The following is a 12,042-nucleotide window of genomic DNA, read 5'->3' as shown; positions in this document are numbered from 1 at the left end:
TACTATTTATCATTGTGCTAAGAGAGAAGCAATACCGTAAAAAGCGCGCTCTTTTTGGTAATAGCCCCAAAGCTGATTACCAAAATCAAAATGCCACCATTCAGAAGGAAGATTACTAAATCCAACCGCTGCCATCCCATTGATCAAGAGACGTCGATGATCTCGAATCTGCTTTTCGAGCGCATCATGAGCATTCTCCTCAAAATAGTGGCTCCAGGAGGCTTCTTCCATCGCATCAAAAGAGGTTCCCATATCAATTTCACTCTCTGTCGATAGATCAAAGAGGGTTAAATCGATCGATCCTCCGGTAAGATGTGGGCTAGGAGCGAGGGGATTAGCACTCGGTTTTGCAACAAATTGATCTAATAGATCTTCAATTTGGGCATGATTAAAATCGGGATAGGATCGTTCTAAATCTTCACGAAAATTGTGACGCAATGATTCTTGTACCGCTACCGGACGCCAACCATCGAGAAGCAGTAACCCTAAATTCTCCGGCAATCGATCGACCAGTTGCTCTAACCGCTCTAAAACGGATTGCCGAAGATAGATCGATTCCAACGCGCCTGAGATTCCATCATGATAATAGGCGCTATAGACCCTTATTCTCGCTGTGGGAACGACTCGAACAAGAGGCTCCTGATGGAGATGATGAGATAGATCAATATCCATCTTCCCCACCTTTTCCCATGCAAGTCTATTTTTCACAATCGGCGTTTTGAGCCAATCATCCACCAACATATTCCCTCCTTCACTATTTCATATTATTTAAACAACAGACTTTTTAGAATCATTAGAGTCTTTAGAATCGTTAGGAATCATTGAAACGACTCACCCGATTTCACTCCTCCTACTCATTTGTATCATATTCACCATGACCAAGAATAATAGATCTTAAAAAGAAATGGGATACCAGCCTATGGGCATGCAGTTGTGAAAAGAGCGAGATGGTTCTCTCCCGCGGCTCCATTGACCTTCTTAAGGACGATTGATTCAAAAAAGAGTCTGAACGCTGCCGGTCCTCACTATCGCGTTTTTCCAGAAATATCACGCCGGCAGTTGGCAATCTTCGATCACCAGAAAACTTTCTCGGCATCAAGGATGCCGACCTGCGGGCATGCGGTTGTGATAAGAGCGAGATGGTAGGCTCCCGCGGCTCCACTGACCTTCTTAAGGACGATTGATTCGAAAAAGAGTCTGAACGCTGCCGGATCTCACTATCGCGTTTTTCCAGAAATATCACGCCGGCAGTTGGCAATCTTTGATCACCTGTTATGACTATTTGTTGATAGAAAAAAGTTTGTTGAGTTGCCGGAGATCACCCCTGTATGCTTCTATAAATTTCGTGCCGGCAAATAGCTATCTCTCTATCACCGGCAGATATTGTTTAACTGCTGTTTAAGAACTATTTAATAACCGTTCAAATCATATTTAATTATTTTCCCGGCACCAAGGATGCCGACCTGCGGGCATGAGGTTGTGATAAGAGCGAAATGGTTCTCTCCCGCGGCTCCACTGACCTTCTTAAGGATGATTGATTCAAAAAAGAGGCTGAACGCTGCCGGATCTTACTATCACCTCATCATGGATGATTCTAGGGAAGAAAATAAAAAAGCCCTCAACTCTGTTGTTCCTAGATTAAATAACTTTTAAGAGTTAGTAACTAGGCAGAGATTGAGGGGATTGTTGTCCATAATATTACGACGACAAGTTTTTTTGTCAAATAGCGATGATCAATCTTAAAGAGCGAACGCTGCCGGATCTTACTATCACGCTCTTCCAAAAACACGCGCCGGCAGTTAGCGATCTCAATCAACAGCAAATATCGCTCCATTCTGATCTATATCGATACTATTTCTCGGCATCAAAGATGCCGATCTGCGGGCATGCAGTTGTGATAAGAGTGAAATAGTAGGTTCCCGCGGCTCAACAGATTTTCTTATGAGTTGAATCTATTAAACAAAAGAGGCTGAACGCTGCCGGATCTCACCATAGCGCTCTTCCAGAAACCACGTGCCGGCAGAAGGCAATCACTCGATTACCAGAAAACTTTCTCGGCATCAAGGATACCGACCTGCGGGCATGCGGTTGTGATAAGAGCGAGATGGTAGGTTCCCGCCCTTCCGCTGATTCTCTTACCTATTGAAAAATCAAATAAAAAATCCCGTACCACACACATTAGTACGAGATTTACAATATCTTACAAATTACTTTTAAAAATAAGAGTAATAAGAGCATTACCGAGATTATTAATAGATCTCAATACTAAATATTCTTATCTTCCTCTTTTTCTAGTAAAGCTCGACATATCTTGGCCTCTTTAAGCGCATTTTTTGCCTCATAAGAGGAGAGATGTCTATGTAGATAATAATCTGCCTTAACCCTATTTCTCCGTTGTTGCTCTAATCTCAATCCAAATGATCTCAAAGTTTTTGAGTCAACTTTTTCATTGAGATGCTCTTTTGTATCGCAAAGATAATTGATTAAATTCTGTTGCTTTTTAGGTGCATTGAGAACAAAAGAATTGATCAAATGTAAAGAAGAATAATATGAACGAGATACTACATTTCGATATTCGATCTCTCGACTTGCGCTCTTAAACAGGTCTTCAGCAAAATTCAAAAAATCAATACTTTTAACCGCCATATTTCCTCTGATATTTAAAGATTCCTAATCATATCAAATGTTGCAGTAAATACCTTTCCATCAAGTTGCTCTAACTGAGATAATCGATCTGCTAATTCTCCATTTAACTCTGGGATAAGCATCACATCTTTTTCTGACTTCAGAGCAAAAATAATAGCATTGAGACCATGTTCCTCATCAACCTCAAAAGTAATTTTAGGATAGGTTATAAAAGAATATTGATGACAAATGGCTTGATAGATCTTCCCAATTAATTGAAGCATCTCTCCTGAAAAGCGCATATTCTGCATAAAGGCAAGGTATTGTGCTTTTAAGAAGCGATAATAATCACTCTCCTCATTTTTTAATTTTATGAGGTTGTCAAAAGCGTCTAAGATACCCTCCTCATCTCCTTTTAAAATTGCAAAAAAGAGCTGAAGCTTAGTGATTGAAGCTATACTTACGGGATATTTATCTACAGCACGTATTAAGGCTTCCTCACAAGCATCAAACTTTTTTAATAGAATCAAATAGTAGAGATAATTACTACAAAACTCAGGATCTTCAAAATAAAAAGAGCGTTTAAAATAATCGATTGCCCGCTCAGAATCTCGTTTTACTGCATAATAAAATGCCCAAGCTTGCAGATCATCCATACTTCTCTTCGGGATTTTATTAATTTCAAGATAATAAGCGAACTCCTCAGGCGTCTCCGGTTCTATATAATTCTCCTCTTCGAGCATTTGAGCAAAGAGCTTTGCTAACTCTGCCGAGTTCTTTTGGGGTAATAACATTAAAACTAATCTTCCTTTTTAACCCTATCAATAGATTTTATGAGGCGCACTAACATTGCATCAACCGACTTTAACCACAATGAATTAACGTTAATTTAAACTAAATTTAATAAGGCTGTGCAATGCAAGCACCCAATAGTTATCGCCTAATATAGATATCTAATATAAGATATCTACATGAGATATAACATGATTGAATCATTAACTATTATAGTCAATTGCTGCACTTTAATGTATTTCCACTATCATCTTCTGTAAAAAGCGACCATTAAGAAAAACAAGCCGCTGCATCGATATTATCGGTAATGACGCTATCGACTCCCATCTTGAGGAGTTGATCAATCTCGATAATCTCATCAACTACTGTCACAAATAGAAGATAACTTTCCTGCCGGCAACGCTCGACAAGTTGTGGAGTGACAAACTCCTTAGGGATAATAAGCGCACTACATTTTAAGCTTTTGAGTAATGAAAAGAGCGCTTCTCTATCAACGTCTCTATCAACTTCTCTATTCACTCCTCTATCTAAAAAACGATCATCGTCAGGATCGACAATATAACCTCGTGGAATCCAGGGTTGGGCAGCAAAGGCCCCCTCTAAAATCAGGGGAGAGCTCGAGGTGATGAGAAATTGATTTTTAATACAATAATCGGTCGGTCCATCGAGCATCTCATTGAAGAGGCGCTCAAAGAGTCGATCGAGATCCTCATCAAAGAGAATATCAACACAAGCATCAAGACGATCAATAATCTTACGATAGAGTCTTTCAGCCACTATTCGCCCCAATTCCCTATCATCTATCGCGCCACTTTTCACCTCAATATTGAGTCGGCAATAATTACTAATAATAAAGTTTACAACTGCCTCAAAACGGGGGATTGATTCTCCCATATAGAGTGGTGAATAGTAAGAGCCTGCCTCTAACTTAGAGAGTTGATCCCAGCTCAATTCATCTGCTCTACCATAACCATTGGTCGTTCTCTCAAGATCAGCATCATGAAGGAGAAAGAGTTCCCGATCCTCAGAACAGCGAATATCGCAGGTAAAGTAGCGATACCCTTCTTGAAAGGCGTGACGAAATGCCGCTAATGTATTCTCCGGCGCACTCTTTCCGGCACCCCGATGAGCGATCACTTTAGGTTCAGTTGAGAGTCCTTTTTGATATAAAGACATAATATTGTCCTCTTTAATGTAGGTAGTAGAGGTGATTTCTCGCCTCTTTCTCTATTAGATCGCTTTCTATCGAAAAATACTATTTAATACTTTTTATGATTCTCTTTAAATTAATTTAAATAATATCGATTATCAATAACAAAAGACACTTAATCCCAATAAAATTAAGCAGTTACTATTAAAAGCATGATTAAGTAAGTGCGCCTAAATGAGCACAATTAAATATTTATCATTATATAGATATGATTGTATAAACATTATTAGCCAAACATGATTAGATGGATATGATTAGCTGAATATGATTAGATGGATATGATTAGATGGATATGATTAGATTAATATGATTAAGTTAATATAGTTACATCAATATAATCACATATCAAGCAAGTTACTATCATTAAAGAGTTAGCTTGAAACATCCCCTGCTATGATCGCTGAACTTTCCTATTAGTATATAACGAGCATAAATCGGAAATTACCTAGATTATTGAGGATTATCCCGTCAAAAAACATTATAATGGTGGAATATTACGATAACGTTAAGAAGAGAGATCAAGCATGAGTGAAGAGAAATTATTGGAAGAGAAAGCATTACAAACCGTTACCCCAACAGAGATGGCAGAATTTGATGAAGGGAAAGAACTCCCGGTGAAGAAGGAAGATCTTGTTCGAATCAATGCTATTTCCGAGACAATCAATATCGATAATCCGGCGGAAGTGATGGCCTATGGTGTTAAACCGATGGAAGAGATCGCTAAATTTGCTGATACACTTTTAGATCGGGTAAAAGGTAAAGATTCAGGCGTTATTGGTGATCAGCTCTCTTCCCTTATTATGAAAATTCGAGAGTATGATCCGCTCTCAGCTGAAGAGAAGAGTGGTAACTTCCTCTCTAAATTACCACTAATCGGTTCACTCTTTCAAAAAGGGGTGCAGGCAAAAATTGACCATATGTCACTGACCTCACAAGTCGACGCTATTGCTAGCCATCTCGATAACTCAATGGTCGGTCTCTTAAGAGATAATGAGCGCCTCGAACAACTCTATCTTAAAAACTTCGATTACTATAAAGAGGTAAGCCTCTTTGTTGAAGCAGGAAAAGCGAAGGTAAAAGAGATTAAAGAGACGGAACTGCCGGCATTACAGAAAGCAGCTGAGGAGTCGAAAGATCTCTTAGATGCTCAAAAAGTGAAAGATCTGATGGAGAATCTCAATCGCTTTGAGCGCCGTCTACACGATCTTGAGATCTCAAAAACGATCTCCATGCAGACAGCACCCCAAATTCGGATTATTCAAAATAATAATCAACAGCTTGCGGAAAAGATTCAAGGGAGCATTCTCTCCACACTGCCAATCTGGAAGAGCCAAATTGTGCTCTCACTCTCACTCGATGAGCAAGGTCGTGCAGCACAATTACAGAAAGATGTTTCTGATACCACTAATGAGTTACTTCGTAAAAATGCGGCCGCATTACAACAGAACTCCATTGCAACAGCAAAAGAGGTGGAGCGCTCCATTGTTGATATTGAGACCATTCGTGAAGTTCAAACTCGCTTAGTCGACACCATTGAAGAGACGATGAAGATTGCGACAGAAGCACGCCGCCGCCGTGCAGAAGTTGAAGTAGAATTGGGGCAAATGGAAGAGAATCTTCGCGAGCGGATTAGCTCGGTGGTCGATAAATACAATAGCTAATCACTAGAGCTAATCACAATGGTCAATCAACCATCAACGATGATTATCACATCTATTTTGTATCTATGAGTCCTCTATGAGCCAATATCGTCAACCACATAACGCTCGTTCCGAGCGTACAAATGAGCTTCCCTTCGAACGTCGTGCCGCACAAAAAGCAGCAGCGGAACGAGGCTCCCTAAAAGGTGCTTCTCTTAAAGAGCGATTTCGCTACGCTCAAGAACGAGCTATGGATCTCTCCCCCGCTTATCGAGAAGAAAAAAGAGAGAAGAAGCGTAACGTTACCCATCAAAATAACCCGTACGATCAGGAGATCTTCAATAGCCTCAATAGTGCTTTTAGCCGCGGTATTGAAGGGGCAAAAGCGACCTTTAATCGCCTAGTTGATCATGCAAAAGCATTTATTGCCGGTATCGGGGTAGAAATTGCGCGGATCTTTATCCCTTCAAGTGATGGAATCACCCCGGGATTTGGTCTGCTCGGTAGCTATCTTGGACTCATTATGCTCTTCCCTTCCCGTCCTAATCGTTTTGCATTAAGCGTGGGAACTATCGCCACAATCATTATGGTCTTGAGTGGTTACTGGCCGATCGCGCTTCTAATCGGTGGGATTGTTGCAGCGATCTCCGGCATTCGCGATCGAGATATCAACAATCGCGCATTTTGGTTTACGATTCCCTTAGCGCTCCTCTTTTTAGCCGGAAGCTTAGCGGATCATCCTGCAGCTGCCTTCTCCATCTTCCCTAAAATTACCTCGTTAGCGCTGATAATCACTCTCCTCTTTGGACTTTTAGCACCGAAAAAAATTCGCCGTAAATTGAGTTATTTCTTTATGAGTGAACGGGAGAAGCAAGCCTATATTGAGACGGAGCGGGAGATCGAAGCAGAACTTGCAGCCCTTCGTCGCGCAGAGAAATTAGAGGCAGAAAAAGCGGCAAAATATGCACTCTTCGGACGACATATTGAGCTTCTTGAAAAAATTGAGATGTTGGTTGATCGCCTGCCTCACGATATTGCCGATCAGGTAGTGGAGATCGGTTTCTCAGCGTCAAAGATCATTAAAGCGATGGAGCGTGATCCTCGTGATGTCTTAGTGGGAGGACGTTTCTTAAATCGTTATCTTCCGTTGATTCAGGAGAATCTCCAGAAATACCTTACCGTGATGGAGTATGCCTCGCGCGATAAGCAGATCGAACTGCATCAGGAGATTCTCCGCTCGATGCAGACCTTACAACAGGCATTCGATACCCTTTCCGATGAATTAGTCGAAAATGATCTCCATGATCTTAAAGTGGATACCACCGTTATCGATAAGTTACTCCGGAGTCAGGGATTTGAGGTTGATCGACATTAATCATCGATCATAATGGCATCAACATAACCAATTATTCTCCGGATCAATCCCTTTCTCCTTGCGCTCAAGCGCGGTGGGCTCAGTACCACCCTTCACAAGGAATTCTTTAAAGTCAAAGAGATGGGGATCGGCAAGTTGAGAGGGTTTTATATTGGTGATCGCACGAAAGATCGAATCGATTCTACCGGGATATTGAGCTTCCCATTCGGCTAACATCTGTTTTGTACTCTGCCGTTGCAATCCATCTTGTGAACCGCAAAGATTACAAGGAATAATGGGGAATTGTCGCAATTTTGCATATTTAATCAGATCACTTTCACTACAGTAAGTGAGTGGGCGAATCACAATATTCTCTCCATCATCGCTCTCTAATTTAGGGGGCATTGCTTTTAAAACGCCGCCAAAGAAGAGATTCATAAAGAGCGTTTCTACAATATCATCTCGATGATGCCCAAGGGCAATCTTATTAAATCCCTTCTCTTTCGCATATTGATAAAGCGCGCCTCGGCGTAGCCGGGAACAGAGGCTACAGGTAGTCTTCCCTTCAGGGATAAGGCGTTGTACCACAGAATAGGTATCCTGCTCTAAAATCTCAAAAGGGACATTAATAGAACGGAGATAATCAGGAAGAATCTCCTCTGGAAATCCCGGTTGTTTCTGATCAAGATTGACGGCAAAGAGCTCAAATTTAACCGGCGCATGCTTCTGCAATTTTAAGAGAAGATCTAAGAGCGCATAAGAATCCTTGCCTCCTGAAAGGCAGACCATGACGCGATCCCCCTCTTCAATCATCTGATAATCCATAATGGCGCGCCCCACATTACGACGGAGACGTTTTTCTAACTTTTTTTCAGAAACGGATAGACTCACCGGTATTGACCCCTTGCTATAATTTTTGTTCGTTATTGTATAGCCTATCCTCGATAATTTCCATTACTGATAATAGAGAAATCACCCCTTGCCGGCGCGAGATTTATAGAAGAATGCGATAGTAAGGACCGGCAACTCAACAGCCTTTTTGCTTCAATAAACAGTGCTTAAGAAAGAGATGGAGCTGCGGGAACCTACCATCTCGCTCTTATCAGCACCGTATGCCCGCAGATTGGCATCTTCAATACCGAAAATGTTCTAGTAAGCGAGTAATTGCCCTCTGCCGGCGCGTGTTTTTTGAAAGAACGCGATAGTGAAGACCGGCAACTCAACAGCTTCTGTTAGTTAATGTATATTCTCTAAGATAGTTTTTGGAAAGGCGGGAGAGAACGATTTCGTTCTTTTCACTCCTGCATGCCCGCAGGTCGGCATCTTCGATCCCGGAAAAATAATTAAAGATGATTTGAACGGTTCTTAAACAGCTCTTAAACAGCCGTTAAACAACATCTGCCGGTGATAGAGAGATCGCCCCTTGCCGGCATGAGATTGATAGAAGCATGCAGAGGTGCTCTCCGGCAATTCAACAGCCTTTTTGCTTCAATAAACAGTGCTTAAGAAAGAGATGGAGCTGCGGGAACCTACCATCTCGCTCTTATCAGCACCGTATGCCCGCAGATTGGCATCTTCAATACCGAAAATGTTCTAGTAAGCGAGTAATTGCCCTCTGCCGGCGCATGTTTTTTGAAAGAACGCGATAGTGAAGACCGGCAACTCAACAGCTTCTGTTAGTTAATGTATATTCTCTAAGATAGTTTTTGGAAAGGCGGGAGAGAACGATTTCGTTCTTTTCACTCCTGCATGCCCGCAGGTCGGCATCTTCGATCCCGGAAAAATAATTAAAGATGATTTGAACGGTTCTTAAACAGCTCTTAAACAGCCGTTAAACAACATCTGCCGGTGATAGAGAGATCGCCCCTTGCCGGCATGAGATTGATAGAAGCATGCAGAGGTGCTCTCCGGCAATTCAACAGCCTTTTTGCTTCAATAAACAGTGCTTAAGAAAGAGATGGAGCTGCGGGAACCTACCATCTCGCTCTTATCACCACCGTATGCCCGCAGATCGGCATCCTTGATGCCTATTGCCGGCGCGAGATTTATAGAAGAGCGCGATAGTGAGGACCGGCAACTCAACAGCCTTTTTTGTTCAATCACTCCAATAATCTGTAGAGATCTCTCTTGATGAGAATAGTAGATATCTATTCGATGAACTCAAGTGGTGAGCCACATTTTTTACAGTGGTATTGTGCTTCGCCTCGTAACAGACGATTATGACGAATAGTACTTAATTGGTGAGTTTGACACTGACAGCGATAAGAGAACTTTCGATATTCACGAGTACGGCTATTCTCTGTAGAGAATTGATGCGTTCGATGAGCCGAAACCTCTAAGATCTCCTCCATCATCATCCGCCACTCTGGTCCGTGAGGAGAGACATCACCAAAGAGCGCATAAACTAAGAGATGTGCATATTCATGGGGAACTACCTCATCAATAAAGGCTTGCCCATTTTCAGCTAAAAGAATTGGATTGAGCCGAATCTCCCAACGCCGGAGATGTGCGGTTCCTGCACTCTTTCCTCGAAGATGGAATGAAATTTTAGGGTAACACTCTTTTGTCGAAAGCCCTACTCGCGGCGCAATCCGCGCACGAAATGAGCTTGCCATACAGCGCGATTGAGAAGCACTGTGTAACTTTCCAATCCTTTTTTGGAACTGTTTAAACTCTTTCGGAGGTAATATCGCCGCTAATTTTGCCATAGCGCTACTTTCAATCGCCTCAACTTTACGTAATAGTGAACGCAATAACGCCTCTCCCTCTGTAGAGGCGTCAAATAGTAAGGATTGACCAACAACTTCTATCTTTTCTCTCATTGCCTATGGATCAGTAAACTCCCGTGTTAGATCAAATACCGTCAGATTCTCCTTCTCTGCCCGGCTATATGCTTTACGGAACTTCCCATCTTTTAGCAAAATGGTACGATCACCATAACGGATCGCATGCTCCATATTATGGGTAATCATAACACAGGTGAGCGATTGATCTCGCACTAACTTATCCGCTAATGCCATCACATTTTCGGCAATTTTAGGATCGAGTGCCGCAGTGATCTCATCGAGCAACAGAATTTTAGAGTCTGCCACAATCGACATCACAAGACTTAATGCTTGACGCTGTCCACCAGAGAGATTAGTCACCGTTTCATGGAGACGATTTTCTAAATTCATATCAAGAAGTGCTAACTTCTCTTGAAAAAAATTGCGCCGCTCACGATTATTGAAGAGCGAAAAACCACGACGGCCACCTCGCTTATAAGAGAAGGCCATATTCTCTAAAATGGTCATATTCTCCATTGTGCCAACGCGAGGATCTTGCATCACAATGGAGACCCATTTTGCCCGCTCCTGCTGAGAACTTTTGGTAACATCGACGCCATCGATCAAGATCTTACCTTTTTCCGGCTTCATAAAACCGGAAATTGTGTTGAAAACCGTCGATTTACCGGCACCATTTCCACCGATAATAACAACAAACTCCCCCTTTTTAACCTCAAGAGAGAGATCTTCTAAAATCGTGCGTTCAAGTTGCGTGCCTTTGCCGACGACAAGTTTAATCCCTTCTAACTTTAGCATCGACGCTTCCCTCCTGGCATCGCCATAATGATGATAATCAAGAGCCCTGCAATCAGGTTGAAGTCGTAGCTCTTCAGATTGAGGAATTCAGCATGGAGTGCAAGACCGGTGACAATACGGTAGACAATCGAACCGACGATACAGCTCAATAACTTAATCCACATCGAACGAAATGGTAGAATTCGCTCCCCAATAATCACCGCGGCAAAACCGGCAATAATGGTGCCGATACCGGCAGAGATATCGGTAAATCCTTGTTGCTGACTAAAGAGTGCGCCACCCATTGCAATCAGCGCATTACCCATCGCTACCCCTAGAATTACCATCCACTTGACATTAACGCCCCCATTAAGACAGAGTCGTTTATTTTGACCTACTGCACGGATGGAGAGCCCTAAATCGGTATTGAGAAGGTAACTAAAGAGCGCGATCAGAATAATCGCAATGCCTCCGAGAACCACGAGATTATTGGTGATAAAGATGGTCGGTGACATCAAAAGAGAGATATTCGGTGTTCCATTCATCACATGGAGATTGATCGAATAGAGCATAAATGCCACAAGGATACCGGCAAGAAGGTCGGTTACCTTAAAGAAGCTATTTAAGATCCCTGTTAATGCCCCCGCAAGCGCCCCACCGATAAGCGCAAAGACCAAGGATAGAAAGGGATCAACACCCGCTTTGATTAAAACGGAAGAGATGGCAGCTCCTAACACGAAGCTACCATCACAGGTTAGATCTGGAAAGTCGATAATTCTAAAAGTGAGGTAGATCCCCATCCCGACAATTCCATAAATGAGCCCGAGTTCCAGGCTCATAATCAATTCACTTAAACTCATC

At 42.2% G+C, this 12,042-nt stretch carries 11 protein-coding genes; 2 read left to right on the top strand and 9 right to left on the bottom strand.

Going from position 1 to position 12,042, the window contains the following annotated elements:
- Positions 1-9: 9 nt before the first annotated feature.
- The 5 genes from DC077_RS00075 to DC077_RS00060 all read right to left on the bottom strand — a co-directional run bounded on the left by DC077_RS00075 (position 10) and on the right by DC077_RS00060 (position 4,593).
- Positions 10-741: a M15 family metallopeptidase gene (locus DC077_RS00075; RefSeq protein ID WP_109202275.1), complete on the bottom strand. Its 732-nt coding sequence runs from the start codon at positions 739-741 to the stop codon at positions 10-12.
- A 922-nt stretch (positions 742-1,663) separates the two neighbouring features.
- The gene (locus DC077_RS10770; RefSeq protein ID WP_157953452.1) at positions 1,664-1,834 is read right to left on the bottom strand and encodes a hypothetical protein; all 171 of its coding nucleotides are present in this window, start codon (positions 1,832-1,834) and stop codon (positions 1,664-1,666) included.
- Between the two features lie 431 nt (positions 1,835-2,265).
- Positions 2,266-2,646, bottom strand: coding sequence for a hypothetical protein (locus tag DC077_RS00070; protein ID WP_094567022.1), 381 nt, complete (start codon positions 2,644-2,646; stop codon positions 2,266-2,268).
- Positions 2,647-2,660: 14 nt separating this feature from the next.
- The gene (locus DC077_RS00065) at positions 2,661-3,419 is read right to left on the bottom strand and encodes a hypothetical protein (protein WP_109202276.1); all 759 of its coding nucleotides are present in this window, start codon (positions 3,417-3,419) and stop codon (positions 2,661-2,663) included.
- A 268-nt stretch (positions 3,420-3,687) separates the two neighbouring features.
- Positions 3,688-4,593, bottom strand: coding sequence for a glycerophosphodiester phosphodiesterase (locus DC077_RS00060; RefSeq protein WP_109202277.1), 906 nt, complete (start codon positions 4,591-4,593; stop codon positions 3,688-3,690).
- A 558-nt stretch (positions 4,594-5,151) separates the two neighbouring features.
- On the opposite strand from DC077_RS00060, the gene DC077_RS00055 reads away from it, so the two are divergent.
- Both DC077_RS00055 and DC077_RS00050 read left to right on the top strand, forming a co-directional pair.
- A complete protein-coding gene (locus DC077_RS00055) occupies positions 5,152-6,288 on the top strand; it encodes a toxic anion resistance protein (RefSeq protein WP_239990378.1) in 1,137 nt (378 codons plus the stop codon).
- A gap of 76 nt (positions 6,289-6,364) precedes the next feature.
- Complete coding sequence (locus tag DC077_RS00050; RefSeq protein ID WP_109217703.1) at positions 6,365-7,642, top strand: 5-bromo-4-chloroindolyl phosphate hydrolysis family protein; 1,278 nt, start codon at positions 6,365-6,367, stop codon at positions 7,640-7,642.
- A gap of 18 nt (positions 7,643-7,660) precedes the next feature.
- Here DC077_RS00050 and ttcA read toward each other — a convergent pair whose 3' ends face one another.
- The 4 genes from ttcA to DC077_RS00030 all read right to left on the bottom strand — a co-directional run bounded on the left by ttcA (position 7,661) and on the right by DC077_RS00030 (position 12,041).
- The gene (ttcA, locus tag DC077_RS00045) at positions 7,661-8,512 is read right to left on the bottom strand and encodes a tRNA 2-thiocytidine(32) synthetase TtcA (RefSeq protein ID WP_338033405.1); all 852 of its coding nucleotides are present in this window, start codon (positions 8,510-8,512) and stop codon (positions 7,661-7,663) included.
- Positions 8,513-9,768: 1,256 nt separating this feature from the next.
- On the bottom strand, positions 9,769-10,236 hold the full coding sequence (locus DC077_RS00040) for a SprT family zinc-dependent metalloprotease (protein WP_109217827.1): 468 nt from the start codon (positions 10,234-10,236) through the stop codon (positions 9,769-9,771).
- A gap of 210 nt (positions 10,237-10,446) precedes the next feature.
- On the bottom strand, positions 10,447-11,202 hold the full coding sequence (locus tag DC077_RS00035) for an ABC transporter ATP-binding protein (RefSeq protein ID WP_109202376.1): 756 nt from the start codon (positions 11,200-11,202) through the stop codon (positions 10,447-10,449).
- A complete protein-coding gene (locus tag DC077_RS00030; RefSeq protein ID WP_094567016.1) occupies positions 11,196-12,041 on the bottom strand; it encodes an ABC transporter permease in 846 nt (281 codons plus the stop codon). The genes DC077_RS00035 and DC077_RS00030 overlap by 7 nt, the downstream gene beginning before the upstream one ends.
- Position 12,042 lies beyond the last annotated feature (1 nt).

Origin of the sequence: Ignatzschineria cameli, from assembly GCF_003121895.1 — a bacterium.
Taxonomy (GTDB): Bacteria; Pseudomonadota; Gammaproteobacteria; order Cardiobacteriales; family Wohlfahrtiimonadaceae; genus Ignatzschineria; species Ignatzschineria cameli.
Note: the sequence above shows the minus strand (reverse complement) of the source record. Positions and strands in the feature narration are given on the sequence as shown.

What these genes read in the sequence shown, in the direction of transcription:
- DC077_RS00055 (WP_239990378.1), top strand. Translation starts at nt 5,152, where the DNA reads ATGAGTGAAGAGAAATTATTGGAAGAGAAAGCATTACAAACCGTTACC.
- DC077_RS00050 (WP_109217703.1), top strand. Translation starts at nt 6,365, where the DNA reads ATGAGCCAATATCGTCAACCACATAACGCTCGTTCCGAGCGTACAAAT.
- DC077_RS10770 (WP_157953452.1), bottom strand. Translation starts at nt 1,834, where the DNA reads ATGGAGCGATATTTGCTGTTGATTGAGATCGCTAACTGCCGGCGCGTG.
- DC077_RS00060 (WP_109202277.1), bottom strand. Translation starts at nt 4,593, where the DNA reads ATGTCTTTATATCAAAAAGGACTCTCAACTGAACCTAAAGTGATCGCT.
- DC077_RS00065 (WP_109202276.1), bottom strand. Translation starts at nt 3,419, where the DNA reads ATGTTATTACCCCAAAAGAACTCGGCAGAGTTAGCAAAGCTCTTTGCT.
- DC077_RS00035 (WP_109202376.1), bottom strand. Translation starts at nt 11,202, where the DNA reads ATGCTAAAGTTAGAAGGGATTAAACTTGTCGTCGGCAAAGGCACGCAA.
- DC077_RS00040 (WP_109217827.1), bottom strand. Translation starts at nt 10,236, where the DNA reads ATGGCAAGCTCATTTCGTGCGCGGATTGCGCCGCGAGTAGGGCTTTCG.
- DC077_RS00030 (WP_094567016.1), bottom strand. Translation starts at nt 12,041, where the DNA reads ATGAGTTTAAGTGAATTGATTATGAGCCTGGAACTCGGGCTCATTTAT.
- DC077_RS00075 (WP_109202275.1), bottom strand. Translation starts at nt 741, where the DNA reads ATGTTGGTGGATGATTGGCTCAAAACGCCGATTGTGAAAAATAGACTT.
- DC077_RS00070 (WP_094567022.1), bottom strand. Translation starts at nt 2,646, where the DNA reads ATGGCGGTTAAAAGTATTGATTTTTTGAATTTTGCTGAAGACCTGTTT.